A 25,678-nucleotide genomic window follows, 5' to 3' on the forward strand; every position below is an offset into this window, starting at 1 on the left:
TCTCTCCGGGGCCGATCAGGTCAGGCGCCGTGGCGGGCTCGCTTGGAGGCGGGCTCGCTGACTTCCCGAACGGGTGGCTCCTCGCTATCGCGATGATTCTGAGTGGCCAGGCGATGCTGAAGCGACCCGGGTACCGGCGCGCGTGCCGGTTTCGGTTGCAATGACTCTTGCTGTACTGGTTCCTGCTGCACAGGTGCTTGTTGCATCGGACCTCTCGGCGACTGAGCAGTCTGCTGCACCGTCGTCGGCGTCGACTTCGATGCCGACTCCGTCGCAGTAGCGGCCGGCTTCCCAGCTATATGCTGTCGAGCGGCCGACCCCTGGTCACCAGCCGGCTTCTGCTGAGCCGCAGGCTTCTGTGTTGCGGGCTTCTGAGCCCCGGACTTCTGAACCCCAGGCTTCTGCGCCGCGGGCTTCGGAACCCCAGCCTTCTTCGGATTCATCAGCGCAACTGCCTCGCCGATGGCACCGTCGAAGACCTTCTTTCCCTTCTCGAGAACGATCCCGCGCTGGCACAGCTTCTTTACCTGCGCCGCGTTGTGACTGACGATGAACATCGTTTTACCCTGGTCCTGGAGCTCCGCGATCTTGTCGTTGCATTTCGCACGGAACGGGGCATCGCCGACCGAGAGAATTTCGTCGACGAGCAGCACATCGAGCTCCGTATGCACGGCGACCGAGAAACCGAGACGCGAGTACATTCCAGAGGAGTAGCGCTTGACCTCGGTATCGATGAACTCACCGATCTCGGAGAACTCGAGAATCTGTTCGAATCGTTCGTCGGTCTCCTGCCGACTCATGCCGAGAATAGCCGCGTTCAAGTAGACGTTTTCGCGACCGGTGAGGTTCGGATGAAACCCTGCTCCGACTTCGAGGAGGCCCGCGACACGCCCCTGGGTGCCGATCCACCCCGCCGAGGGTCTGAGCACGCCGGAGAGCAGCTTCAAGGTCGTAGACTTGCCCGACCCATTGCGACCGAGAACGGCGATCGATTCCCCGGGGTAGACCTCGAAGCTGAGATCGTCCACAGCGTTGAACTGTGTCGTGCGCGGACCGCGGCGAAATGCGGAAACGAATGCTTCTTTCGCCGACCGAGACTTCCTGATGTTGAAGGTCCGACGCACATTCTCGAAGACGATGCAGGGATCGACTGGTGCGTTAGAGGTGCTGGGCAAAGTTCCCCTCCATCCTTCGGAAGACCAGCTGGCCGACGAGCAGAGTACCGATCGCCAGGCCGAATCCCGCAAGCGTGTTCGTGAGTAGCTGCTCAGGGCGCACCGCGGTCTCACCTGCAACCTGGACCACGGGAAGCCAGAAGGTCTCGTGGAAGAGTTCCACTGCAACGGTGACCGGGTTCACCATATAGACGTAGTAAAGCCACACTGGCACGAGATCCCGGATCAGCACGAACGGGTACAGGACCGGCGACGCCCATGTCGCAAACATCAGTATGACGCCCACGGCGTTCTTCGCATCTCGGAATGCGACGTTGAGCGCACTGAAGAAGAGTGCGAGCCCGAGCGCGAAGATGAAGACGACAACGAGGGCGACGAGAAACATCGCCAACTGCATCAACGAGAACGTCCACCCTACGATCAAGCACACGATGAACAGCAGAGCTACCTGCGGAACGAAGTGAATGAAGGCAGACCCCACTGCGGCGACGGGAAAGAGTTCACGCGGGAGATAGATCTTCTTGACGAGACCGGCACTGCTCGTCACCGAGTTCGTACCCGATCGGACTGCCTCGGTGAAGAAGTTGATGACGATGATCCCGGAGAAGAGATATACCGGGAAATACGCCACGCCCCGATCCACCCCCAAGACGATCCCGATCATCACGTAGTACATGAGGAACTGAGCAGCGGGACGAATGTACGACCACAGCCATCCGAGGGCGGAACCGTAGTAACGGGTCGTAATGCCCTTCTTCAGGAGCAGGCCGAGCAGGTGACGGTACGAGAAGACATCCAGGAGCCATCGACTCGCGCCGGGCTCGTCATATCGAGCGTGCGATTCATGCGTAACCTGGGACACAGGTGTGTAGTTTATCGTGAACCCCCGATCTCTGCAGCACACGAACGGGCGCCCCACCCCGAGGGGTGAGACGCCCGTTCCGCGCGATCCGCGTCGTTAGCGCGGCAGCAGCGTGTACTTCGTCGAGAGGAACTCGTGGATCCCCTCGGCGCCGCCCTCGCGCCCGATACCGGACTGCTTAACACCGCCGAACGGGGCTGCGGCGTTCGACGCCACGCCCGCGTTGAGGCCCATCATGCCGGTCTCGAGCTGCTCGATCATGCGGTGCCCGCGGTGGATGTTCTCCGTGAACACGTAGCTGATGAGGCCGTACTCGGTGTTGTTCGCGATCTCGACGGCCTCCTCCTCGGTGGAGAAGCGGATGATCCCGAGCACGGGCCCGAAGATCTCCTCGCGCATGATCGCGGCCTGCGGACTCAGCTTGTCGATGACGGTCGGCTGGAAGAAGTGGCCCGGTCCGTCGATCGCCTGACCGCCGGTGAGCACCTCGGCACCGTTCTCGACGGCATCGGCGACGAGACGCGCCGAGGTCGCCACAGCGTTGTCATCGACGAGGGCGCCGATGTCGTTGCCCTCCTCGGCGCCGCGGCCGATGGTCATCTTCGAGACGCGCTCGGAGACGCGGCGCGCGAACTCGTCGGCGACCGACTCGTGCACGATGACGCGGTTGGCCGCCGTGCAGGCCTGCCCGATGTTGCGGTACTTCGCGAGCATGACGCCCTCGACAGCGCGATCAAGATCAGCGTCCTCGAACACGATGAACGGTGCGTTGCCGCCGAGCTCCATCGAGGTGCGCAGCACGTTGCCGGCCGCCGCCTCGAGCAGCTTCACGCCCACCGGCGTCGAACCCGTGAACGACAGCTTCCGCAGGCGCGGGTCGCTGAGCAGCGCGTTCGACTGCGCGCCGGAGCTGGACGTGGGAACGACGTTCACGACGCCAGCGGGCACGCCCGCCTCTTCGAGCAGCTGCGCGAAGTAGACGGTGGTCAGCGGCGTGAGCTTCGCCGGCTTGATGACGACGGTGCAGCCGGCGGCCAGCGCCGGCGCGATCTTGCGGGTCGCCATCGCGAGGGGGAAGTTCCAGGGCGTGATGAAGTAGCACGGGCCGACGGGCATGTGCGACACCAGGATGTTGCCCGATCCCTCGGGGTTCTGGCGGTAGTCGCCCTGCACGCGCACGGCCTCCTCCGAGAACCAGCGGAGGAACTCGCCGCCGTACCCGACCTCGCCACGCGACTCGGCGATCGGCTTGCCCATCTCGAGGCTCATGAGGAGCGCGAACTCCTCCTTGCGCTCCTGGAGCAGGTCGAAGGCGCGACGCAGAATGTTGGAGCGCTCGCGGGTCGGCGTGGCCGCCCACGCGTCCTGCGCGGCGACGGCCGCGTCGAGCGCGCGAACCGCGTCCTCCACGGTCGCGTCGGCGATGGACTTGATGGTCTCACCGGTCGCCGGATCCTGCACGTCGAAGGTCGCGCCGGAGGACGAGGCCTCCCAGGTGCCGCCGATGCCGAGGCCAGACTGAACGCGGTCGAGCAGATCCTGCTCGTGTTGCTGCAGTGCCATGGTGGTGTATCCCTTCGGTTGCGGTTAGTTCGCTGCGATCGCTTCGGCGATGACCTGCAGGCCCTCGCGGAGCAGCTCGTCGGAGATGGCGAGCGGCGGGAGGAAGCGGATCACGTTGCCGTAGGTGCCGCAGGTGAGCACCAGAACACCATTCTCTCCCGCAGCCTTCGCGACCGCACCCACCAGCGCGGCATTCGGGCGCTTCGACCCCGACTCGACGAACTCGATGGCGCTCATGGCGCCGCGTCCGCGGATGTCGCCGATGCGGTCGTCGTTCTGCTGGAGGTCGGTGAAGAACTCGGAGATGATGGCGCCGATCTCGCGAGCGCGCTCCGTCAGGTTCTCCTGCTCGTAGGTCTCGATCGTCGCGAGCGCCGCTGCGCAGGCGATCGGGTTGCCCGTGTAGGTGCCGCCGAGGCCGCCGGCGTGCGCCGAGTCCATGATCTCCGCGCGACCGGTGACCGCCGAGAGCGGCAGGCCGCCGGCGATGCCCTTCGCGAGGGTGAAGAGGTCGGGGGTGACGCCCTCGTGGTCGGCAGCGAACATGTCGCCGGTGCGGGCGAAGCCGGTCTGCACCTCGTCGAGGATGAAAACGACGCCGTTCTCGTTCGCCCAGCGCTGGATCGCGGGCAGGAAGCCCTCTGCCGGAGCGATGAACCCGCCCTCGCCCTGGATCGGCTCGATGATGATGGCGGCGAGGTTCGCGGCGCCGACCTGCTTCTCGATCTGCAGGATCGCCTGCTCGGCCGCCTCGGCGCCCGAGAGGCCGTCGCGGAACGGGTACGACGCCGGGGCGCGGTAGATCTCGGGGGCGAACGGGCCGAAGCCGTCCTTGTACGGCATGTTCTTCGCGGTCATGCCCATGGTGAGGTTGGTGCGACCGTGGTACGCGTGGTCGAAGACGACGACGGCGTTCTTCTTCGTGTAGTGACGGGCGATCTTCACCGCGTTCTCCACGGCCTCGGCGCCGGTGTTGAAGAGCGCCGAGCGCTTCTCGAAGTCACCAGGGGTGATCGCGTTGAGCTTCTCGGCGACCTCGACGTACCCGTCGTACGGGGTCACGGTGAAGCAGGTGTGCGTGAACTGCTCGACCTGCGCCTTGACGGCCTCCACAACGGCGGGAGCGGAGTTCCCGACGCCGGTCACCGCGATGCCGGAGCCGAGGTCGATGAGCGAGTTGCCGTCGGCATCGACGATCACGCCACCGCCCGCGGCGACGGTGAAGACGGGGAGCGCAACGCCGACGCCCGAGGCGACGGCGGCGTTCTTGCGCGCGAGCAGCTCCTGCGACTTCGGGCCGGGGATGCTGGTGACGAGCTTGCGCTCCTGCGGGAGCGAGGGGCCGCCGGTGACGGTGGCTGCAGACATGAGTTCCTCCTGGGGATCGGTGGTACGTGAACAGCCTAGGGGTGGGCCTCAGCAGTGGCGCGTGCCACAATGGAGTCCATCTGCGTTGACACGCGCCACTGTGGCAATGCGCAACGCATGCTGCACGTGCAAGGAGACCCGTGGAACCCACCTACACCACCATCGAACTGGGCGCGCTCGTGCACCAGTACCAACTCGGGCTCGTCCTCATCGCCGGAGTGCAAGCGGACACCGACGAGCGCCCGGTCCAGTGGGTTCACGTGAGCGAGCTCGAGGATCCGGCGCTCTTCCTCCCCCCGCGCACCGTGCTCCTCACGACGGGAGCCCGCCTCTCCCAGCACGCGGATCAGGAGACCGCCGACGCCTTCGTACAGCGACTGATCGACGCCGACGCCACGGCACTCGGCATCGCGGTCGGCCTCCACTGGGACCGGATCCCCCAGACCTTCGTCCGCGCCTGCGATCGCACCGGATTTCCGCTCTTCCGCGTCCCGTACGACACGGCGTTCATCTCGATCGTCCAGACGGCGGCCCGGCTGCTCGACGCGAAGGCGCACGAGCGCGACGCCTGGGCGCTCGAGTCGCAGCGCGGCATCGCCCGCGCAGCGCTGCACCGCGACGGGATCGGCGCCGCCGTGCGCGAGGCGGCGGCTCGACTCGGGCGCTGGGTCGCGATCACCGACCGCACCGGGCGGGTCATCGAGTACGCCCCGCGATCCGAACGCGATGCCGCGACGGCGGAGTGGGTGCGCCGAGAGGCGCGGCTGCTGGTGGAGCGCGGCGTCCGCGCCGGCCTCGCGCGCGGACGCGGGGAGCAAGGCGTGCAGATGCAGACCCTCGGGCACGCCGGCCAGCTCCACGGGGTGCTCGTCACGCAGGGTGAGCACGCGCCGGACCACGCGGACCAGACGGTCATCGGCCTCGTCGCCGCCCTGGCGACGGTGCAACTCGAACACCGGGCGGCGACCGTCACGGCCGAGGCTTCACTGCGACGCTCCATACTGGAGCTCCTGCTCGAGGGGCGTCGCGACCTCGCCGAACGGGTCGCCGAGACCCTCATGCCGCGACTGCCGCGGGGCGAGGTGCGCGCCGTCGTCGTCGCGGGCGGTGCCAGGGATCCGGAGTTCGAGGAGGATGTTGCTTCGCTCGCCGCGACGAGCCAGGGCGTGCTCCTCGCAGAACGCGGTGACGCCGCCGTGCTCGTGTGCGAGCAGGCGAGACTCCCCGACCTGCGCCGGCTCGTGCGCGCGCACGAGCTGACCGCCGGTGCCTCCGAGCGCGGTCCCTCCGATCGGCTCCCCGCCCTCCTCGAGCAGGCCGAGCGCGCCGTCGCGCGACCCTCGGCAGGCGGCGAAGTCACGATCTACTCCCCCGCACTGCACCGCGGTCTCATGCACCTGCTCGAGGAGCAGCCCGAAGCGCGCCACCAGGCGGAGACGCTCCTCGCCCCGCTCGCCGACCATGACGAGCGTCAGGGAGACGTGATCGAGTCGACGCTCGCGACATGGCTCAGGCATCACGGGCAGACGAGCGCCGCCGCTCAGGAACTCGGCGCGCACCGCCACACCGTGAAATCGAGGGTGACGACAGCGGCCTCACTGGTGCAGCGTGATCTCGACGACCCCGATGCGCGGGCCGAACTCTGGGCCGCGCTCAGGCTCCTCGGCCGCGACGCGCTCCCGGCAGGCAGCGCTGCGGGTCACACGCCGGGAAGCGAGATTCGATAGGGATCCCAGCCGCTGGGCGAGAACGCCTCGTCGTCCACCAGCACGCGGGGTTCCGCCCCCGCGCGTGCGCGCACCTCGCCGATGCTCGCGAAGCCCGCCGGCGGCGTGACGTGAGGGGGGAAGGTCGCGAGGAGCCCGTGATCCTCACCCCCCGTGAGCATGGCGTCGATCCCGACCCCTTCACCGTCGCGCTCACCGAACCCGGCAACGAGCAGCTCACGGTCGAGGGCGACGTCGACATCGCTCGCACGCGCGATGCGCGCCGCATCGAGGGAGAGCGAGTCTGAGACGTCGAGCATCGCCGTCGCACCGGCCCGCGCGGCAGGTACCCCGAGAGACACGGGAGGCGCGGGTGCCAGCTGCGCCGCGAGCGCCTCGGGGTGCTCGGCCCAGAGGCGCGCCAGAGCATGCGAGTGCGCCACCCCGTCGGCATCGGCGCCCTCGCGGAAGAGCAGCGCCAGACCGGTGCCGGCGAGGCCGAGGTCGCCGGCGTACGCCAACCGGTCCCCGGCGCGCGCACCCGACCGCAGCACCGGCGCGACCCCGCGGAGGTCGCCGATCGCCGTCACCGCTGCTGTCAGCACCGGCGCCGTCGCCAGGTCGCCGCCGACGACGCCGCACTCCGGCGCGAGCGCCCGACACGCGGCGTCCAGCCCGGAGGAGATCTCCTCGAGCAGGGCGACCGGCGTGTCACGCGGGCACGCGAGCGCGATCGTGAGCGCCGTCGGCACGGCCCCCATCGCCGCGACATCGGACAGGTTCGTCGCCGCGAGCTTCCACCCGAGTTCGAATCCGCTGTGCCAGGCGAGCCTGAAGTCCGGCCCCTCGATCATGGTGTCGGTCGTGACGACGAGGTCACCGCCGGCCCGCAGCACGGCACAGTCGTCGCCTGGACCCACCGTCGCCGCGGGAGCATCGCCAAGACGCCCCAGGATCCTGCGCAGCACGCGCGTCTCCCCCAGCGCTCCCACCGTCTCAGTCATGGCTCCCAACCTATCGTTCACGAGCGCTCGAGTGAGCGCGATTCGTGCCGAGACCGCGGGCGGTTTCAGGGGGCTAGTGCAACACCGCTGATCAACTCGTCCAGCCTCTCACGCGGCGTGTAAAACCCCAACGTCTGACGCGGGCGACCGTTCAAGAGCTCCTGCACCTGGGCGATCTCCCCGTCACTGACACCATTGAAATTGGTTCCCTTGGGATAAAAATCACGGATCAACCCATTGAGGTTCTCGTTCGACCCCCGCTGCCAGGGCGAGTGCGGATCACAGAAAAACACCCGACACCCCGTCGCGACCGTGAACTCAGCATGCCGAGCCATCTCGACCCCCTGATCCCACGTCACCGTCTTGCGTAACTCCCCGGGCAACCCCTCGACCATCTCTTGCATCACCTGAACCACCGTGGCCGAGTCCCGCACCCCGGGAAGCCTGCCGATCAACGCGAACCGAGTCTGCCGCTCCACCAGCGTCACCAGTCCAGAGTTCCCCGGACCGACCACGAGATCCCCTTCCCAGTGCCCAGGAACTGCACGATCAGCAACCTCGGCAGGACGATCCAATAAGTGCGCCCCGTCCAACCACGGACGCCTCGTCCGCGCCGGCAGCTTGGACTGAGGGATGCGCCCGGTCCGTCCCGAACGGAGCGCTTTCTCGACAGTGAGTTCGTGCCGCAGGGCACCGGCGCCTTGCACGTACAGGGCTTGATAGATCGTTTCGTGCGACACCCACAACTCCGGACTATCGGGGAACTCGACCCGCAACCTGCCAGCGACCTGCTGCGGCGAACACTTCGCATTCAACCTATCGGCCACCAATGCTCGCAGGAACGTATCGTCGAGCTTTCTTGTTCGGGGAGATCTGCGCAGCAGCATCGTCCGATACTGGCTCGTCACAGCGTGATACCTAGAACCCCCGCTCCCAGCGTTCCCGTTCGGCAGGGGAGGGCGGGTCACTGGATGACGCCTCACCTCCCGAGACACTGTCGATACGTTCACTCCGAGATGCCGGGCAATCCGGCGATATGACCAGGCAGGTTCCATGCCGAGCGCGGTCTCGATGAACACCCGCTCTTCCAACCCCAGACGATGGTAAGCGCGCCCCGGGGAACGTTCCGCATCAGTAAGGTCTGCCCGGCGTGCATACCTGCGTGAGGTGTCCATGCCCGCTAGCCTGGCCCATTTCGTCACCGTGTTCCGGCTCATACCTCGCCCAGCAGCGACCGCTTCAATCGACCCGACGCGCACCACCTCGTTCAAGACAGCGGACCATGCCTCGTCCGAGTAGTTCCTCGGCACCCTTGCCATACACACCTCCATCAATGAAGGTGTTGCACTAGCCCCCTGAAACCGCCGCGTTCCACGGGGCCACTTGTGCTCACTCGATGATGCGGCCACGCTCAGGGCGCATGGCGGGTGCCCCGGTAGGCTGGAACCGTGACTTTTCGACGCCGCGCTCTGCGCACGCTCGCCGCTCTCGGCGCCCTGTGCGTCACCGCCCCGCTCGTCTCGGCGTGCTCGTCGGGCGAGGTGCCGATGGACGCCGCGGAGGACGCGAACAATCCGGCCTGCGCCGACGTGATCGTCCGACTGCCCGACACGGTGGCGGACCTCGACCGCCGCACGACGAACGCGCAGTCGACCGGGGCGTGGGGCGACCCCGCAGGGGTGCTGCTTCGCTGCGGCGTCGAGCCGAGCGGTCCGACGACCGACGAGTGCGTCGACGTCAACGGCGTCGACTGGATCATCGACCGCTCGAACGCACCGCTCTACCGCTTCGAAGCATACGGGCGCTCCCCCGGCCTCGAAGTCATCGTGAACTCCGAGCTCGCCAGCGGTACCGCGACCGTCGTCGACCTGGGTGCCGTAGTCCAGTACCTTCCGCAGGAGCGGGAGTGCACGAGCCTCGCCGACACCCTCGACCTCGACGAGTAGTTCGCGCTCAGCGCCGGTCTAGGAGCGCTCGAGAGCCAGATCGATCAGCTCGGAGATGAGATCCGTGTACTCGACTCCCGAAGCCGACCAGAGGCTCGGATACATCGAGATGGGCGTGAAGCCGGGCATGGTGTTGATCTCGTTGAGCACGGGCCCCGCGTCGGTGAGGAAGAAGTCGACGCGAGCGAGGCCGCCGCACTGGGCGAGCTCGAACGCCTCGGCAGCGGCGTCCTGCAGTGCACGCAGTTCCTCGTCGGTGACGTTCGCCGGCAGCTCGAGGTCCACGCCAGAAGCCCCGAGGTACTTCGCCTCGTAGTCGTAGAAGTCGCGCCCCGAGAACACGATCTCGCCGACGACCGAACTGGTGCGCGTCGGGCCTCCGTCTCGGCCGCCCAGCACGGCGATCTCGACCTCGCGGCCCACGACCCCGCTCTCCACGAGCACGATCGAGTCCTCCGCGAAGGCGACGTCGACCGCCGCGGACAACTCCCGGGGCTCCTTCACTCGGGTGACGCCGACACTCGACCCGGCGCGAGCCGGTTTCACGAAGAGCGGGTAGTCGAGCCCCTCGTCGAGGCGCTCCACGCGGCTCGGATCCTGCGCCAGCTGCGCACGCGTGATCGTGTTCCACGGCGCCACCGCCACACCGGAATCCGAAAGGATCGTCTTCACGGCGTGCTTATCCATGCAGAGCGCCGAGCCGAGCACGCCGCTGCCGACATACGGCAGATCCACGAGCTCGAGCAGCCCCTGCACCGTGCCGTCCTCACCGAACGGGCCGTGGAGGGTCGGGAAGACCACGTCGATGTCGCCGAGCGACCTGATCGTGCCGTCGGATTCGATAACGCTGAGCTCACGCGTCATCGCGGACGCCGGCCACAGCACCCGGGTGCCGTTGTCATCGACGTGCGGCAACTCGTCACCGTCGAGGCGGAACCCATCGAGTCGTTCCGCATCGACGAGCACCGTCGCGCCCGTCTTCGTGATGCCGACGGGGATCACGCGGAACCGACTCTGGTCGATGGCGTGGAGCACTCCAGCAGCCGTCACGCAGCTGATCTCGTGCTCGCTCGATCGGCCGCCGAACAGCAGGACTACCGTGCGCATCTGATCCTTCGTCATCTCGCCCATGCTATTCGCCGACGAGGCGATCCCAGAATCGCCGCAGTCGTCCCTGCGGTTCGCCGCTCAGCGAGAGCTCCGGCTGGGGCACGTCATTCTCGGTCGCCAGGTGCGGCCCGAGATCCTTCGGCGGCATGCGACGGTCGAGCACCATCTGCACCTGCTCCACGATCGGCATCGAGATGCCGCGCTCACGTGCGAGCTCGAGCACCGAGGGAACCGAGGTGATGCCCTCGGCGACCTGGCTCATCTGCTCGCGCGTCTCCTCCTGGGTGTATCCCTGTCCGATGAGGCGCCCTGCGGTGTTGTTCCGCGACAGCGGGGACTGGCAGGTCGCGATGAGGTCACCGAGACCGGAGAGCCCCGAGAGCGATGTCGGATCGGCGCCGGACGCGACCGCGAACTCGGTCATCTCTGCGAGGCCGCGCGTGATGATCGCCGCCTTCGTGTTCTCGCCGTATCCGACACCGTCGACGATGCCGATCGCGAGCGCGATCAGGTTCTTGAGTACACCGCCGAGCTCCGTACCGATCACGTCGGTGCTGACGTACCCGCGGAAGTACGGGGCCGAGCAGGCAGTCGCGATCTCCTGCGCCACGGCGGCATCGGCGCACGCTGCCACGCCGCCGGTCGGCTGCTCCTTCGCGATTTCGAGCGCGATGTTCGGGCCGGAGACGGCGCCGACCCGGTGCGGTTCGAGATCGAGCGTGTCGACGATCACCTCGGACATGCGCATCGTCGTCGTCCGCTCCACGCCCTTGACCAGGCTGACGAGCACGGTCCGACGATCGAGGTACGGCTCGAGGTCCAAGAGGTTCTGCCTGAGGGTCTGGCTGGGCACCGCAAGGAAGACGAGCGACTTGCCCTTCAGCGCTTCGGCGAGGTCCGCAGTCGCGTGGAGCGTGCGCGGCAGGTTGATGCCAGGCAGGTACTGGGAGTTTCGCCTCGCGACCTGAATCTCCTGCGCCACCTCGTGGCGGCGGGCCCAGATGGTGGTGTCGCAGCCGGCGTCGGCGAGAACCTTCGCGAACGTCGTGCCCCAGCTGCCCGAGCCGATCACCGCGACCTTCCGGCCTCGGTTCCGCTGCAGGTTACCGGTGACGACCGGAATTGGTCTCGTAGTCAAAAACGCCCCGTCTCATTCTGCTGGTGCTTGCTCGGGTCCCAGCGCTCCTCCGGCGGCGTCTCACCGCGGAGCCCGCCGAGCAGTTTCGCGATCTCCGCCATGAGCAGGTCCGTCGCCTCGGCGATCGACCGCTGATCGGTGCGCCCCTCGAACCGGCTGAGATCCAGCGGCTCCCCCACGGCGATCTCGATGGTCTTGCGGGGGAACGGGTGGATGCGCTTGCCGTATCGCGGCATGAGGCGCTGCGTACCCCAGTGGGCCACAGGGATCAGCGGCATGCCCGACTCCAGCGCCAGGCGCACGGCGCCGCTCTTGCCCCGCATCGGCCACAGGTCGGGATCGCGGGTGAGCGAGCCCTCCGGATAGACGATGACCCCGGCCTCGCGTCGGATGAGCTCACCTGCAGCCCCGAGCGGATTACTCGCCGAGCTGCGGGTGCGACCGTCGCGCTCGACCGGCACCTGACCGGAGGCGCGCAGCAGCCAGCCCACGACCGGAAGCTTGAAGAGGCTCGCCTTCGCCAGGAAGCGCGGTGCGCGACCCAGGTGCCAGACGGCCGCGCCCATCGCGATGGGATCGATCTCGCTGTAGTGGTTGGGCGACAGGATGAATGAGCCCCGCTGCGGGAGCCGCGACTCCGGTGTGAATCGGTACCGCACCATCAACGACCAGAACGGCAGGATCAGCGTGGCGAGTACCCAGAAGACCGAGGGCCGCCGCTTCTCCGCTGATGCCGTGCTGCGCATCTTCACCGTGTCGCTCATAGTCTCAATTATCGCTGACGCGGGCGCCCTGCAGGAACAGGTGCGCCCGCGTCGGCGAGTCCTATCCCTCGTAGATGAAGTCGGCGCCGAGGAGGCGCAGCTTCTCGATGAAGTTCTCGTACCCGCGCGAGATGATGCCGATGTTCGTGACCTTCGACTGGCCCTCAGCCGTGAGCGCGGCGATGAGGTGGCTGAAGCCGCCACGGAGGTCGGGGACCTCGACGTCGGCGCCCGACAGATCCGTCGGGCCCGTGATCACGGCGGCCTGCTCGAACTCGCGGCGCATGACGCGACGCGTGTCGTCGTGCAGTCCGTCCTTGTACACCTTGATGTCGGCGCCCATCTTGTTGAGCGCGTCGGTGAAGCCGAAGCGGTTCTCGTAGACGGTCTCGTGGATCGTCGAGACGCCGTCGGCCTGCGTGAGCGCCACCACGAGCGGCTGCTGCCAGTCGGTCATGAAGCCGGGGTGCACGTCGGTCTCGATCGTCACCGGCTTGAGCATGCCGCCCGGGTGCCAGAAGCGGATACCGTCGGGTCGCACGTCGAAGTCGCCGCCGACCTTGCGGAAGACGTTCAGGAAGGTCATCATCTCTTCCTGCTCCACGCCGCCGACGAAGATGTCGCCCTTCGTAGCCAGCGCGGCCGCCGCCCAGCTCGCCGCCTCGTTGCGATCGAAGATCGCCGCGTGGTCGTAACCGCGGAGCTCCTTCACGCCCTCGATGAAGATGACGCGATTCGGCTCCATCGAGATGATCGCCCCCATCTTCTGGAGGATGCAGATCAGATCGACGATCTCCGGCTCGATGGCCGCGTTGCGGAGCTCGGTCTGCCCCTCCGCCAGTACGGCGGTGAGCAGCACCTGCTCCGTCGCCCCGACCGATGGGTACGGAAGCTCGATGTTGGCGCCCTTCAGGCCGTTCGGCGCCGTCAGGCTGATGCCGCTCGGAAGCTTCTCGATAACGGCGCCGAAGTTGCGGAGCGCGTCGAGGTGGAAGTCGATCGGGCGGTCGCCGATCCGGCACCCGCCGAGGTCGGGGATGAATGCCTCGCCGAGCCGGTGCAGCAGCGGGCCGCAGAACAGGATCGGGATGCGCGACGACCCCGCGTGCGCGTCGATGTCGGCCTTGTGCGCGGTCTCGACGTTCGACGGGTCGAGACGCCACTCGCCCTCTTCTGCGCCGCGCGTGATGAGCACGCCGTGCAGGGCGAGGAGGCCGGCGACCACGCGGACGTCGGAGATGTTCGGGACGTTGCGCAGCGTGCTCGGGGTGTGGCCGAGCAGCGAGGCAACCATGGCCTTGGTGGCGAGGTTCTTGGCCCCGCGCACCTCGATGCGGCCGTTGAGCGGCCGTCCGCCGTTGATGATGATCTCATCTGAGGTGAGACCGACCCGTGCGGCGGCCTTCTGGGAATCTTTGTGGAGTCCCAGGTCTTCCTTGTTCTTCGTCACTCGGACCTCGCGGGGATCGTAGTGGGCATCCATGACGGACGCTTGGATTCGAACGCGCTGATGGCGTCTTCGCTGCGGAGCGTCAGGGAGATGTCATCGAGACCCTCCATGAGGCGCCAGCGAGCGTACTCGTCGATCTGGAACGGGACCGTCAGGTCGCCGATCGAGACCGTGCGGTCCTCGAGACTCACCGTGACCTGGGCCCCGGGTTGCTCGTCGAGGATCTGCCAGATCCGCTCGACCTCGGGCTCCTCGACCTGCGCGGCCACGAGACCCTGCTTGCTCGAGTTGCCACGGAAGATGTCGGCGAACCGGGGAGAGATCACGACCTTGATCCCGTAGTCGCGCAGCGCCCAGACGGCGTGCTCGCGCGACGAACCGGTACCGAAGTCGGGGCCGGCGACCAGGATCTCGGCGTGCTGGAACTCGGGCTGGTTGAGCACAAACTCCGGATCCTGCCGCCAGTGGTAGAACAGCGCATCCTCGAAGCCGGTCTTCGTGACCCGCTTCAGGAACACGGCAGGGATGATCTGGTCGGTATCGACGTTCGAACGCTTCAGCGGAGCAGCAGTCGCCGTGAACGTGGTGAACTTCTCCATGGGTTACGCCTCCACCTTCTCGTTCGTCGCACCGTGATCCACACCGTTGGCCTCGTCTTCTGCGAGATCCCACGGGCTCGACAGCGTTCCGCGGATCGCCGTCGCGGCGGCCACAAGTGGCGACACCAGGTGAGTACGACCGCCCTTGCCCTGCCGACCCTCGAAGTTGCGGTTCGACGTCGACGCGCACCGCTCGCCAGGAGCGAGCTGGTCGGGGTTCATGCCGAGACACATCGAGCACCCGGCGAAACGCCACTCCCCGCCGAACTCCTCGACGATCTTGTCGATGCCCTCGGCCTCGGCCTCCAGTCTGACCCGAGCGGAGCCGGGCACGACCATCAGTCGCAGCCCCTCGGCCTTGCGCTTGCCCTGGATGATGCTCGCGAAATCACGCAGATCGTCCAGGCGGCTGTTCGTGCACGAGCCCATGAAGACGGTGTCGACCGCGATCTCCTTCATCGGCGTACCGGCCTGGAGATCCATGTACTCCAGCGCGCGCTCGGCCGACGCACGGGCGTTCGGCTCCTCGATGTCTGCCGGATTCGGCACGGTGTCGCTCAGCAGAACGCCCTGGCCGGGGTTGGTGCCCCACGTCACGAACGGCTCGAGCTGCGAGGCGTCGATGAAGACCTCCTCGTCGAAGACGGCGCCCTCGTCGGTGGGCAGTGTCTTCCAGTACTCGACCGCGGCGTCCCAGTCCTCACCCTGCGGGGCGTGAGGGCGATCCTTCACGTACGCGAACGTCGTCTCGTCCGGCGCGACCATGCCCGCGCGGGCACCCGCCTCGATCGACATGTTGCAGATCGTCATGCGGCCGTCCATCGAGAGATTGCGGATCGTCGACCCGCGGTACTCGAGCACGTACCCCTGACCGCCACCGGTCCCGATCTTCGCGATCACCGCGAGGATGATGTCCTTCGCCGTGACGCCTGGGCGCAGCTCGCCCTCGACGTTGATCGCCATCGTCTTGAACGGCTTGAGCGGCAGCGTCTGCGTCGCCATGACGTGCTCGACCTCGCTCGTGCCGATGCCGAACGCGAGCGCCCCGAACGCGCCGTGCGTCGAGGTGTGGCTATCGCCGCAGACCACCGTCACGCCGGGCATTGTCAGACCCAGCTGCGGGCCGACCACGTGCACGATGCCCTGCTCGCGGTCGCCGAGCGGATGCGCACGCACGCCGAACTCTTCAACATTCTTGCGGAGCGTGTCGATCTGCACGCGACTCGTCGGATCCTCGATCTGACGGTTGATGTTGAGGGTCGGGGTGTTGTGATCCTCGGTCGCGATCATGAGATCGACTCGACGCAGCGGCCGATTGGCCATGCGCAGGCCATCGAACGCCTGCGGGCTCGTAACCTCGTGAATCAGGTGGAGATCGATGTAGATGAGATCGGGGGCGCCGTCTTCACCGCGAACGACGACGTGGTCGTTCCAGAGCTTTTCCGCCAGAGTGCGGGGTTGTGCAGTCATGAGTGCTTCTGCCGTTTCCTTTCGCGCGAAGCGCTGAAATAGGTGGGGTGAGACCGACCACGCGGAAGCTCCGCGACGGGTGGGTCGGTGAATTAACCCCCGTCGCGGCAAGGAAGAAGCTGCCGCACACGCATAGCGAGCAGTTTACCACTGTCGCCCATTCCCGTCTGGGTGCGGCCGGAGTGCGGGCGAAGCGCACACTGGGGAGCCTGCGGCCCGATCCCCGCGCTTCGAAAAACACGAAAGGCTCCCGGTCAGCATGATCTGCCGAACCGGGAGCCTCTTGGTGACCCCAGCGGGATTCGAACCCGCGTTACCGCCGTGAGAGGGCGGCGTACTAGGCCGCTATACGATGGGGCCGAGCACTTCTGTTACCTCAGCCGGACTCTCGCCCCTGCCTCAGCAACCCCTCTATCTTGGCACACCCTCGCAAGCGGCACAAATCCAGCCGCGAATCTCGGGCGCGTCGCGTTCGGAGGTCCTCCGATCCCGCCTGGGGAACGGGTCGTGGGACGGGTCATCCACGCCCGCCACGCACTCGATGCCGAAGCCACCACGCCCATCCGATGAGCATGAGCGCGGTGGTCATCGATGTCACCGCGAAACCCGCCCCGTGGGTGGATGCCGTGGCCAGTGCGGAGACCACGGCGAGCAGCGCGCCTCCTGCCGCCACGGTCAGGAGCGGCCCCAGCATCCAGATGACGACCACCAGTCCCGCCGCGTCGCCTGCGGGGGTCTGCACGGGAGCGAGCAGTGCCTCGGGCAGCGGTCCCTGATGCGCTGCGACAGCCGCGGCCAGCACCGCGCCACTCGCGATGCAGACCCCGACCGCCCCGCCACCAAGATCGTGCATCGCGACACCCCCGAGCAACGCACCGAGGGTGGAGACGACGAGGGGCACCACGAGATGAGCGACGAGCAGTCGTCCGTGGCTGCATGGGAGGAGCGAGGGACTTCCCGCCCCGAAAGCGGCAGCGCGCAGGCCGCGGGCGGTGGTCCCCGCCGCGGCAGAGGCGAGGAGCGCGGAACACGCACCGAGCACCGCGACCCCGGTCGGCTCCAGGTGCGCAGCACCGCTCAGTGCTGCAAGCGCACCGCTCACCACGAGAGCGGCGACTGCCAGCAGGGTGCGCAGCGGCGTGCGCGCGAGGCCGAGCGCGTCGCGCACCACGACGAGGCGGAGCACGCCCGCGCGACCTCCCGCCGACGGCCTCCACCGAAGGCGTCGCCCCCATCTGACCGGTGCTCCGAGCCGTGCGAGGGCAGCGCGGGCGTCAGCCGTGAGGAGCGCGGCCCCGACGGAGAGGCGGCGCATCGCCTGCGACCGCAGGGTGTCGATGTCGAGCGACCGCAGAAGGCGGGGAACAGCACCGAGCGCCAGTGCACCGGCACCCGCGAGCACCGAAACCCCCACAGCGACCACCGTAGATGCCCGGCTCGGGGCGAACCCCGGCAAGGGCTCGCCGAGCACGGCAGCCGCGAGCCCTCCCGCGCAAACAGCGCAGACGCAAACAGCGCAGACGAGCGAGACCCGCATGCGCGACGCGCGGTCCCGTTGCCCGATGAGCGCCGCCACGCCGGCACCGGCGCCGACCCCGAGGCCCGAAGCCAGTCCCGTGGCGAGCAGCACTAACCCAGAGGCGAATACCGACGCGGCCCCGACCTCGAAGACTCCGGCGACCATCACTCCCCCGGCACCACCGATCACCACCCAGGTCGCGATCGAACGCGCGGCACCGCCGCGGAGCAGACGGTCGCGCGGATGCGGCAGCGCGTGCACCAGGTCGAGGCGCGGCAGCGTGTCCCGAGCCGGGGCGAAGTGCGGTCCCACGGCGGCGGCGAGTATCCAAATGAGCGGGATCGCTGCGAGGAGGAGGGACGCACCCTCACCGGGAACCGTCTCTGCCAGCCACGGCGCACCCTCAGCGCCCCACAGGATCAGCGCGCGCCCCACCGGCAGGCCGACGGTCACCCCCAGCATGACACCGAGATAGACGCTGAAGAGGGTCCCTCTACCCGACGCCCTCACGCGGCAACCCTGACGCTGCGGTGCGCGACGGCCGCCACCAGTGCGGTGCTGTGCGAGGCGAACACGACCGAGATGCCGCGCTCCGAGGCGCGACGGATCTCCGCTTCGAGCAGCGCCAGACGGTCGGGGTCGAGACGCTGCTCGGGTTCATCGAGCAGGATCACGCGGGCGGGCCTCGCGAACGTCACCGCGAGCGCGACGAGCTGTCGTTGTCCACTGGAGAGCTCGTCGGGAAACCGGTCGCGCAGCGGGGAGAGCCCGAACGCGCGTAGCGCGGCTTCGATGGCGGACTGCCGGGCCGTGAGTCCCGCGGACGGATCGGCGGTCTCCGGCTCATTCCGCTCGTCGAACGGCGCCCAGGCCGCCACGATGAACTCGAGATGACCGGCGACCGTGAGATCCGGATACAGCGCCGGCGGGTCGATGAGTGCGGCGATCGCGCGGCGTACCTCGGGGCACCGCTCGTCGACGGTGCGGCCCGCGAGGGCGGCGGAGCCGCCGGTGGGCCTGAGCCGACCGGCGAGCACGCGGAGGAGCGTCGTCTTGCCCGCTCCGTTCTCCCCGCGAACGGCGACGCACTCCCCCGCGGCGACGGTGAGGGATGTCGGCGGGAGCAGGGTGATGCCGTCGCGCGAGACCGATGCATCGTCGACGCTCAGCACGATGTCACCGTCGTGAGGGAAACCTGGATCAGGATCGGGGTCGACGGGAGCGCAGTACGCGGGTTCCGAGTTCGGAAGCACTGAGCGCAGTGGTCGACGGAGCACGGGCAGACGGAGCACGGGCATGCGGAAGCGGAATGTCACGGGGTGTCCTGTTCGTGGGAGGTGCGGGGTGCGCTGCGGCGCCCCGTCTCGCACGTACGGACCAATCATCAGGCCGAACGAGTGCGGCGGATGTCAGATCGCGAGGTGCAGGCGCGGGGCGCGTCGGACGTCGGTCGGCGCGCGGGGTTGCGCCGATCCCTCGCTGAAATGCAGCCCGTGCGCCCGTGACCTGAAGGGAGTGTGCTGGCGCGCTGGACTCGGCACGCGGGCCGCACCCGTGATGACCTGCAGCACCACCGCCACGACAGCCACCGCAAGAGAGACGGCGCCGACGAGTGCGAGCAGGATCGCTATCGAACTCGGCAGAACGCCTTCGGGGGCCAGTGCCGCGATCGAGCACGAGAGCAGCATGAGGTGCACGCTCAGACGCAGTTCCCACCGCTGGAGCATCACGCACCTCCGCTCAGGCATCGCCGTTCAGAGTGATCAAGGCCCCCTCCACTGTATCCGCTCACCGATATCCCGGAGAGGCGTAGGATCGGCCCATGCAGGCATTCAGACTCGCTCACGCCGGAGTGGTTCTCGTCCAGGCGGACCACGCGCTCCTCATCGATCCAGGCAGCTTCACCACCGCAGAGGAGCTCTCGCTGGCGCTCGAGTGCGCGCCCCCACTCGCGGGCCTCGTCATCACGCACGAGCACGCGGATCACTGGACACCGGAACACGTGGCCGCGATCCGGAACGCAGCCCCGGAGTGCCCGATCGCCACGACCGCCACGACCGCGGCATCGCTGGCCGAGGCGGGGATTCCTGGCGCCCGGATCGTCGCCGAGGGCGATGCGATGGACTTCGGCCCGTTCGCGCTCGAATTCTACGGGGGCAGGCACGAGGTGCTGCACGCGAGCATTCCGGTCATCGACAACGTCGGCGTGCGCGTGAACGGCGTGTTCGCATACGGCGGGGATTCTCTGGTGCGCCCGCCGTTCCGCGCCGACGTGCTCGGGGTGCCCATCGGTTCACCCTGGTCGAACATCTCGCAGGTCATGGACTTCGTGCTGCACACCCGGGCACGACGCGTCTATTTGACGCACGACGCCATGCTCTCACCTGCCGGGCTGAACCTGTTCACCGCGCGAGTGCGCGAGTGCCTCGCAGAGACCGGTGGAGAGCTCTTCGAGCTCCCCACCGCGTCAGAGGTCAGCGGCGGCCGCGCGTCACTGTTCGACTTCGGAGGGTGATGGTCGCGCCCACTTGGCGGGAGTCTCGGGTCCGTCCCACACCTTGACGATGCCCCAGGCGACCGCCGCGATCGGCACCGCAAGCACGGCGCCCAGCACACCGCTCAGCACCGTACCGACGGTCAGGGCGAGCAGGATGACGAGTGAGTGCAGTTTCAGCGCCCGGCCCATCAGCACGGGCTGGAGGAAGTTGCCCTCGAGCTGATTCACGAGGACCACGATGCCGACGACGATGATGGCGGTCACAAACCCGTCCGAGACCAGTGCCACGAGCGCGGCCAACGTTCCCGCGAGCGTCGCACCGACGATCGGGATGAAGGCGAGCAGGAACACCAGCACCGCAAGGGGGACGGCCAACGGCACACCGAGGATCAGCAGACCAATCAGAATACCGATCGCGTCGACGGCCGCTACCGAAGCAGTGCCGCGCACGTAGGAACCGAGGGTCTGAACCACTTTGCCGCCGACGCGCTGCGCGCGCTCACGGTACGCACCCTCGAAGGGACGCAGCAGGAAACGCCAGATCTTCGGGCCGTCCTTCAAGAAGAAGAACAGCACGACGATCATCAGCACGAGCCCCGTCACGAAGCTGCCGACAGCGCTCACGCCGGCGATCGCCCCACTGCCGAACTGCGAACTGGTGAGGAAGTCGGTCGCCCAGTTCACGAACTGGTCACGCCACTCGAGCAGCTGATCCTGGTCGGGGGCGAACGGCAGCTGCGGAATCGTGTTCACCAGCTCGGTGAACCCATCCTGGGCCTGGGACGCGAGCTCGTCCCACTGATCCTTCACCGCCCAGACGATCAGCCAACCGATTCCCGTCAAAAGCAGCACGATGCCGAGCAGCACGATGACGGTGGCCAGCACGTCGGGCACGTTCTTGCGGCGCAGCACTCTCATCACCGGCGCGAACGTACTCGCGAAGATGAGGGCGAGCAGCACCGGAATCACGACCAACGACACCTGGCGCATGCCCCAGATCAGCCCAGCCGTCAGCGTGAGAACGATGATGATCTGCAGCGAGCGCGTGCCGAGGTAGCCGAGCCCGTCGCTCCAGAGCCTGAAAGCGGAGGGGCGATCCTCCCTCGCCGTCGGCTCCGCGCCATCCCCCAGCGCCGCGGTCAACGCCTCCGTATTGCGCCTGCGCAACTGCCGTCCGAACACTGCATTCCCCCGTATCTTGCGTGGTCTCAACTGTTCTGCGATGTGGATAGGAGCCTATACCCCGTGCTCTGCAACGGTCAGACGGCGCGCGCCTCGACGTATTCGCGGAGCTGCACTTCGTCGTTCGGCATCGCGGTCACCCGCTGCGGAAGATCGAGGAGTTCCGAGAGATGCTCGGGCAGCGGATCGGACGCGCCGATCGCCTCGACCACGATCTCGGGGAACTTCGCGGGCTTCGCCGTCTCGAGCACGAGCATGGGTACCCGGTCTTCCAGATGCTCCCTGGCGACCTTCACTCCGTCGGCCGTGTGCGGATCGATGACGAGGCCGCTGGTCTCGTGCACCTCGCGGATCGTAGCGACACGGTCGGCGTGCGTGCTCGAACCGCTGACGATGCCGAACTCTTCGGCGAAGCGCGGCTGCTCGTCCGAGAGATCGATTCTGCCGGTCTCGTCGAGTTCGCGCCAGGCGGCGGCGAGCCGCTCGGGGTCGCGACCGAGGAGGTCGAAGATGAAGCGCTCGAGGTTGGAGGCCTTCGAGATGTCCATGGACGGGCTCGAGGTGAGGAAGGTCTCGGCGCTCGCGCGCGGTGCGTAGATGCCGGTACGGAAGAACTCGTCGAGCACATTGTTCTCATTCGCCGCGAGCACCAGACGACGGATGGGCACACCCATCTGCCTGGCATAGTGACCGGACAGGATGTTGCCGAAGTTGCCCGAGGGAACCGTCATCGACACCTGAGCCGTCTCGCGCTCCGCCGCATCGAGCGCGTCGGTCTGGCGCAACCACGCCCAGAAGTAGTAGACGATCTGTGCGCTGATGCGCCCCAGGTTGATCGAGTTGACCGTGCCGAGCCGGTGGTGCCGCTTGAAGTCGAGGTCGCCGGAGAGCTGCTTGATGAGGTTTTGGCAGTCGTCGAACACACCGGCAACCGCGATGTTGTGAATGTTCTCGTCTGTGAGCGAGTACATCTGCGCGCGCTGGAAAGCGCTCATGCGCCCCTGCGGGGAGAGCATGAAGACGCCGATGCCCTCCTTGCCGCGCAGCGCGTACTCGGCCGCAGAACCCGTGTCACCCGAGGTGGCGCCCAAGATGTTGATCGTGCGACCGCTGCGCCGCAGCACGTACTCCAGCGACTGGCCCAGGAACTGCATGGCCATGTCCTTGAAGGCCAGCGTCGGTCCCTCGGAGAGCCCCACCAGCGACAAACGCGGGTCCACGTCGCCGAGCGGCACAAGCGGCACCACCGCGGGATCCACGAAATTCTCGGGCCGCACGGCGTACGCGTCGCGGCACATACGCGCGAGGTCGTCTCTCGGAATATCCGTCGCGAACAGGCTCAGCACCTCAGTGGCGAGCGACGGGTAGTCGAGCCCGCGCCAGGCCTCCCGGGTCTCCGCGCTGACACGCGGCAGCTCCTCTGGCACCACGAGTCCGCCATCGGGCGCGAGGCCCTCGAGCAGGATCTCACCGTAGCCGGCCGGATCCATCCCACCACGGGTCGAGAGATACTTCACGTTCGCTCCTTCTCAGCTGCCTGCCGCGGGACACCGTTCAGTACCCGTCGGCGCACGTGAACCTATTCTCTCAGGATCGGGAGGTGCGGCGCGCGCACCCTGCTTTCTCCCCCTACCAGGAGACGGGGAGCGCCTTCCCCTCCTCGTACCCCGCGGCCGACTGGAGGCCGACGTGCGCGCGCACGTGGAAGTCTTCCAGGCGGCCGGCGCCGGCGTAGGTGAACGACGAGCGCACGCCAGAGGTGATCATGTCGAGCAGGTCCTCGACGCCGGGCCGCAGCGGATCGACGTAGATCTTCGACGCCGAAATGCCCTCGGCGAAGAGCTCCTTCCGCGCGCGCTCGTAGGCGTCGAGCGCCCCGAAGCGCGCCTGCACGGCCTTCGTCGACGCCATACCCCAGGAGTCCTTGTACACGCGTCCGGTCTCATCGGTCCTGAGCTCGCCCGGCGACTCGGCGGTGCCCGCGAACCAGGAACCGATCATGACCGAAGACGCCCCCGCCGCAAGCGCAAGCGCGACGTCGCGCGGATAGCGGACGCCGCCGTCCGCCCACACGTGCGCTCCGCGTTCGCGCGCGGCCTGAGCGGTGTCCAGCACGGCGGAGAACTGCGGCCGCCCGACGGCTGTCATCATCCGGGTGGTGCACATGGCGCCCGGTCCGACACCGACCTTCAGAATGCTGGCGCCCGCTGCCACGAGATCATCCACGCCGTCCGAGGTGACGATGTTGCCCGCGACGATCGGGAGGCCGAGGTCGAGCCCGGCGACAGTCTCGATCGCGCGGATCATGCCTTCCTGATGCCCGTGCGCCGTATCGATGACGAGGGCGTCGGCACCAGCGTCGGCGAGGGCGCGTGCCTTGGCCGCGACGTCGCCGTTGATCCCGACGGCGGCCGCGGTGGCGAGTCGCCCGTCGTCACTCACTGCTGGGCGATACAGCGAGCCTCTGAGTGCGCTCCGCTCCGTCAGCGTTCCGATGAGTCGACCAGCCGAGACGACGCATACGAGCTGATCGGGGTCGCCCCCGGTGAGCGCGGTGACCCGGTCGAAAGTCTCGCGACCCTCCCCCAGCTCGCCTGCGTCGATCGTCGGGGGTTCGGTCTGCGCGAGGTGGGCGAGCACGGCATCGCCTGGCACGGCAGCCAGGCGGGTCGCCGACACGACGCCGAGCACGCGATCCATCGGGATCCCGGGCGCCGCCGCGGCGCCGCCCTCGGTCTCGGCCCGACCATCCACGACGACAACGCCGTGTCCCTCAGCCACGGGCACGGTGCGCATCGCCTCGGCAGCGGTGGCTGCGGCGGGCATGAGGTGCGGGGCGTCGCAGTCGACGGGCTGGGACTTCACGCGCTGCACCGCTGCGACGAGATCGTCGATCGCGAGATCTTGAGGGAGCACGGCGAGCCCGCCGCGTCGGGCCAGCACCGCGGCGAGACGGGGTCCCGTCACCGAGTTCATGTTCGCCGCGACGAGCGGCAGAGTCGCGGGTGTGCCGTCGTTCGGCGCGAGGTCGACGGACAGGCGACTGCCCACCGCTGATCGCCGCGGAACGAGGAACACGTCAGAGTATGTGAGGTCGACCGTGGGGCTCGCGCCGATGAATTCCATGTGCCCCACGTTACGGCACGCGCCCCCGGAAACGCTCTCATCCACTGCGTCCCGTAGACTCCCGCCGGAACCATTCGATACGGGCTTGGACCACTCAGGAGGAGCAGTGGGCGTTCCGCAGGTGAAGGCACATCTCGCCGCAGCCGGTTTCGACGGCGAGGTGCGGGAGTTCGAGGACTCCAGTGCGACCGTCAAGCTCGCCGCGCACCAGGTCGGCACGTCGCCTCAACGCATCGCGAAGACGATCGCCCTCTCCGACCCGGAGGACTCCGAGCGCGCGATCCTCGTCGTGATCGCCGGTGACGCGAAGATCCACGGCGGTCGCTTCAAACGGACGTTCGGCGGCAAGCCGCGCATGCTCCCCCACGATCTCGTAGAGCCGATGACGGGGCATCCGGTAGGCGGCGTCTGCCCGTTCGGCAACCCGGAGTCGGCTCGCATCTTCATCGACGAGTCGGTACGGAGATTCGAGTCGGTCTTCCCAGCTGCGGGGTCGGCCACATCGGCGGTGGAGGTGCGCGTCGATGCGCTCCCCGATCTCTCAGGAGCGGAGAGCTGGGTCGAGGTGACCGCCGGCTGGCAGGAGGACGCCGCTTAACCGGCAGCCACTGTCCAGCGCGCGATCACCTCGTCGACCGTCTCGAGCGTGGCCTGTCGATCGTCGACGAGCTGCTGGAGCACTGACTCCTCGTAGTCGGGTCGCTCGCTTCCGACGGCATCCGTGACGACCGACATGCGCGTGTTCATGGCGTACCCGTCGCGAGCCGTGTGCGCGATGCAGAGGTGCGTCGACACCCCGGCCATGACGACCCGGTTCACCCCGAGGTTCTTGAGGCGGAGATGGAGGTCGGTGCCGAACCAGGCGCTATCCCGGGTCTTCTCCACCTGCGTCGCTTGTGCAGTCTCGAGCCCCTCGACCAGTGCGGTCGTGGGGTCGCCGGAGAAGAGGTAGCCCTGATCGTCGTCAAGCATGTTCAATGTCCACGTCGAGCGGTCACGGCTGTGCACCGTCGTGATGACGAAGACGGGCACGTCGGCCCGCCTCGCCGCTGCCGACAGCCGGTTCACCGACTCGACGAGGGCTGCTCTCAGCGATGCGAGGGGTTCGTCCTCGAAGAATCCGGCCTGCATATCAACGATGAACAGCGCCTCGTTCGCTGCTTCACTCACGCAAATCCCCTCTCATCGTGTAACATTGA

Annotated in this window: 23 protein-coding genes and 1 tRNA gene; 4 read left to right on the forward strand and 20 right to left on the reverse strand. The window is 67.6% G+C overall.

All coding sequences use genetic code 11. The features are described 5' to 3' along the window. Window positions 1-20 precede the first annotated feature (20 nt). From K8P10_RS08875 to gabT, 4 genes are all read right to left on the reverse strand, one after another. Complete coding sequence (locus K8P10_RS08875; RefSeq protein WP_224778572.1) at window positions 21-1,028, reverse strand: ABC transporter ATP-binding protein; 1,008 nt, start codon at window positions 1,026-1,028, stop codon at window positions 21-23. Window positions 1,029-1,158: 130 nt separating this feature from the next. Next, window positions 1,159-2,037: an ABC transporter permease gene (locus K8P10_RS08880; RefSeq protein ID WP_224778573.1), complete on the reverse strand. Its 879-nt coding sequence runs from the start codon at window positions 2,035-2,037 to the stop codon at window positions 1,159-1,161. 96 nt (window positions 2,038-2,133) lie between these two features. Beyond that, entirely contained in the window at window positions 2,134-3,600 is a 1,467-nt protein-coding gene (locus K8P10_RS08885; protein ID WP_224778574.1) for an NAD-dependent succinate-semialdehyde dehydrogenase, read from the reverse strand. 24 nt (window positions 3,601-3,624) lie between these two features. Next, window positions 3,625-4,968, reverse strand: a complete 1,344-nt coding sequence (gabT, locus tag K8P10_RS08890; RefSeq protein ID WP_224778575.1) for a 4-aminobutyrate--2-oxoglutarate transaminase — start codon at window positions 4,966-4,968, stop codon at window positions 3,625-3,627. Between the two features lie 140 nt (window positions 4,969-5,108). On the opposite strand from gabT, the gene K8P10_RS08895 reads away from it, so the two are divergent. After that, entirely contained in the window at window positions 5,109-6,695 is a 1,587-nt protein-coding gene (locus tag K8P10_RS08895) for a PucR family transcriptional regulator (protein WP_224778576.1), read from the forward strand. Here K8P10_RS08895 and thiL read toward each other — a convergent pair. Then, window positions 6,668-7,678 (reverse strand): thiamine-phosphate kinase, encoded by a 1,011-nt coding sequence (thiL, locus tag K8P10_RS08900; protein WP_224778577.1) that lies wholly within the window; start codon window positions 7,676-7,678, stop codon window positions 6,668-6,670. The two genes, K8P10_RS08895 and thiL, sit on opposite strands and share 28 nt — an antisense overlap. Window positions 7,679-7,743: 65 nt before the next feature. After that, complete coding sequence (locus K8P10_RS08905) at window positions 7,744-9,009, reverse strand: IS30 family transposase (protein WP_370631837.1); 1,266 nt, start codon at window positions 9,007-9,009, stop codon at window positions 7,744-7,746. Between the two features lie 117 nt (window positions 9,010-9,126). Between K8P10_RS08905 and K8P10_RS08910 the strand changes: the two genes are divergently transcribed. Next, complete coding sequence (locus K8P10_RS08910) at window positions 9,127-9,624, forward strand: DUF3515 family protein (RefSeq protein WP_224778579.1); 498 nt, start codon at window positions 9,127-9,129, stop codon at window positions 9,622-9,624. Window positions 9,625-9,642: 18 nt separating this feature from the next. On the opposite strand, the gene K8P10_RS08915 is transcribed toward K8P10_RS08910, so the two are convergent. The 10 genes from K8P10_RS08915 to K8P10_RS08960 form a co-directional block, all read right to left on the reverse strand. After that, window positions 9,643-10,746, reverse strand: a complete 1,104-nt coding sequence (locus K8P10_RS08915; protein WP_224778580.1) for a D-alanine--D-alanine ligase family protein — start codon at window positions 10,744-10,746, stop codon at window positions 9,643-9,645. 10 nt (window positions 10,747-10,756) lie between these two features. After that, complete coding sequence (locus tag K8P10_RS08920) at window positions 10,757-11,872, reverse strand: NAD(P)H-dependent glycerol-3-phosphate dehydrogenase (protein WP_224778581.1); 1,116 nt, start codon at window positions 11,870-11,872, stop codon at window positions 10,757-10,759. Then, on the reverse strand, window positions 11,869-12,636 hold the full coding sequence (locus tag K8P10_RS08925) for a 1-acyl-sn-glycerol-3-phosphate acyltransferase (RefSeq protein WP_224778582.1): 768 nt from the start codon (window positions 12,634-12,636) through the stop codon (window positions 11,869-11,871). The genes K8P10_RS08920 and K8P10_RS08925 overlap by 4 nt, the downstream gene beginning before the upstream one ends. Window positions 12,637-12,697: 61 nt before the next feature. After that, a complete protein-coding gene (gene murA, locus K8P10_RS08930) occupies window positions 12,698-14,119 on the reverse strand; it encodes a UDP-N-acetylglucosamine 1-carboxyvinyltransferase (RefSeq protein WP_224778583.1) in 1,422 nt (473 codons plus the stop codon). Beyond that, window positions 14,083-14,685 (reverse strand): 3-isopropylmalate dehydratase small subunit, encoded by a 603-nt coding sequence (gene leuD / locus K8P10_RS08935; RefSeq protein ID WP_224778584.1) that lies wholly within the window; start codon window positions 14,683-14,685, stop codon window positions 14,083-14,085. The genes murA and leuD overlap by 37 nt, the downstream gene beginning before the upstream one ends. Before the next feature lie 3 nt (window positions 14,686-14,688). After that, window positions 14,689-16,155 (reverse strand): 3-isopropylmalate dehydratase large subunit, encoded by a 1,467-nt coding sequence (gene leuC / locus K8P10_RS08940; RefSeq protein ID WP_224778585.1) that lies wholly within the window; start codon window positions 16,153-16,155, stop codon window positions 14,689-14,691. A 284-nt stretch (window positions 16,156-16,439) separates the two neighbouring features. Then, window positions 16,440-16,515, reverse strand: a tRNA-Glu gene (locus K8P10_RS08945). A 157-nt stretch (window positions 16,516-16,672) separates the two neighbouring features. After that, window positions 16,673-18,184, reverse strand: coding sequence for a hypothetical protein (locus K8P10_RS08950; protein WP_224778586.1), 1,512 nt, complete (start codon window positions 18,182-18,184; stop codon window positions 16,673-16,675). After that, window positions 18,181-18,990 carry an ABC transporter ATP-binding protein gene (locus tag K8P10_RS08955; RefSeq protein ID WP_224778587.1) on the reverse strand — a complete coding sequence of 270 codons (810 nt, stop codon included), beginning with the start codon at window positions 18,988-18,990 and terminating at the stop codon, window positions 18,181-18,183. The genes K8P10_RS08950 and K8P10_RS08955 overlap by 4 nt, the downstream gene beginning before the upstream one ends. Window positions 18,991-19,083: 93 nt before the next feature. Further along, a complete protein-coding gene (locus K8P10_RS08960) occupies window positions 19,084-19,401 on the reverse strand; it encodes a hypothetical protein (protein ID WP_224778588.1) in 318 nt (105 codons plus the stop codon). Between the two features lie 95 nt (window positions 19,402-19,496). Between K8P10_RS08960 and K8P10_RS08965 the strand changes: the two genes are divergently transcribed. Further along, a complete protein-coding gene (locus K8P10_RS08965; RefSeq protein WP_224778589.1) occupies window positions 19,497-20,189 on the forward strand; it encodes an MBL fold metallo-hydrolase in 693 nt (230 codons plus the stop codon). On the opposite strand, the gene K8P10_RS08970 is transcribed toward K8P10_RS08965, so the two are convergent. The 3 genes from K8P10_RS08970 to K8P10_RS08980 all read right to left on the reverse strand — a co-directional run bounded on the left by K8P10_RS08970 (window position 20,166) and on the right by K8P10_RS08980 (window position 24,479). Further along, window positions 20,166-21,302, reverse strand: a complete 1,137-nt coding sequence (locus K8P10_RS08970; RefSeq protein ID WP_224781256.1) for an AI-2E family transporter — start codon at window positions 21,300-21,302, stop codon at window positions 20,166-20,168. The genes K8P10_RS08965 and K8P10_RS08970 overlap by 24 nt on opposite strands. 128 nt (window positions 21,303-21,430) lie before the next feature. Further along, window positions 21,431-22,870 (reverse strand): threonine synthase, encoded by a 1,440-nt coding sequence (thrC, locus tag K8P10_RS08975; protein ID WP_224778590.1) that lies wholly within the window; start codon window positions 22,868-22,870, stop codon window positions 21,431-21,433. A 112-nt stretch (window positions 22,871-22,982) separates the two neighbouring features. After that, window positions 22,983-24,479, reverse strand: a complete 1,497-nt coding sequence (locus tag K8P10_RS08980) for a GuaB1 family IMP dehydrogenase-related protein (protein ID WP_224778591.1) — start codon at window positions 24,477-24,479, stop codon at window positions 22,983-22,985. 106 nt (window positions 24,480-24,585) lie between these two features. On the opposite strand from K8P10_RS08980, the gene K8P10_RS08985 reads away from it, so the two are divergent. Further along, the gene (locus K8P10_RS08985; protein WP_224778592.1) at window positions 24,586-25,077 is read left to right on the forward strand and encodes a YbaK/EbsC family protein; all 492 of its coding nucleotides are present in this window, start codon (window positions 24,586-24,588) and stop codon (window positions 25,075-25,077) included. On the opposite strand, the gene K8P10_RS08990 is transcribed toward K8P10_RS08985, so the two are convergent. Beyond that, entirely contained in the window at window positions 25,074-25,649 is a 576-nt protein-coding gene (locus K8P10_RS08990) for a cysteine hydrolase family protein (protein WP_224778593.1), read from the reverse strand. The genes K8P10_RS08985 and K8P10_RS08990 overlap by 4 nt on opposite strands. Window positions 25,650-25,678 lie beyond the last annotated feature (29 nt).

Source organism: Leucobacter sp. Psy1 (assembly GCF_020096995.1).
In the GTDB taxonomy this organism is placed as follows: domain Bacteria; phylum Actinomycetota; class Actinomycetes; order Actinomycetales; family Microbacteriaceae; genus Leucobacter.

Coding starts and splice junctions, on each gene's coding strand:
- K8P10_RS08885 (WP_224778574.1), bottom strand. CDS start 3,600: ATGGCACTGCAGCAACACGAGCAGGATCTGCTCGACCGCGTTCAGTCT.
- gabT (WP_224778575.1), bottom strand. CDS start 4,968: ATGTCTGCAGCCACCGTCACCGGCGGCCCCTCGCTCCCGCAGGAGCGC.
- thiL (WP_224778577.1), bottom strand. CDS start 7,678: ATGACTGAGACGGTGGGAGCGCTGGGGGAGACGCGCGTGCTGCGCAGG.
- K8P10_RS08905 (WP_370631837.1), bottom strand. CDS start 9,009: ATGGAGGTGTGTATGGCAAGGGTGCCGAGGAACTACTCGGACGAGGCA.
- K8P10_RS08915 (WP_224778580.1), bottom strand. CDS start 10,746: ATGACGAAGGATCAGATGCGCACGGTAGTCCTGCTGTTCGGCGGCCGA.
- K8P10_RS08925 (WP_224778582.1), bottom strand. CDS start 12,636: ATGAGCGACACGGTGAAGATGCGCAGCACGGCATCAGCGGAGAAGCGG.
- murA (WP_224778583.1), bottom strand. CDS start 14,119: ATGGATGCCCACTACGATCCCCGCGAGGTCCGAGTGACGAAGAACAAG.
- leuD (WP_224778584.1), bottom strand. CDS start 14,685: ATGGAGAAGTTCACCACGTTCACGGCGACTGCTGCTCCGCTGAAGCGT.
- leuC (WP_224778585.1), bottom strand. CDS start 16,155: ATGACTGCACAACCCCGCACTCTGGCGGAAAAGCTCTGGAACGACCAC.
- K8P10_RS08960 (WP_224778588.1), bottom strand. CDS start 19,401: ATGCTCCAGCGGTGGGAACTGCGTCTGAGCGTGCACCTCATGCTGCTC.
- K8P10_RS08965 (WP_224778589.1), top strand. CDS start 19,497: ATGCAGGCATTCAGACTCGCTCACGCCGGAGTGGTTCTCGTCCAGGCG.
- K8P10_RS08980 (WP_224778591.1), bottom strand. CDS start 24,479: ATGGAATTCATCGGCGCGAGCCCCACGGTCGACCTCACATACTCTGAC.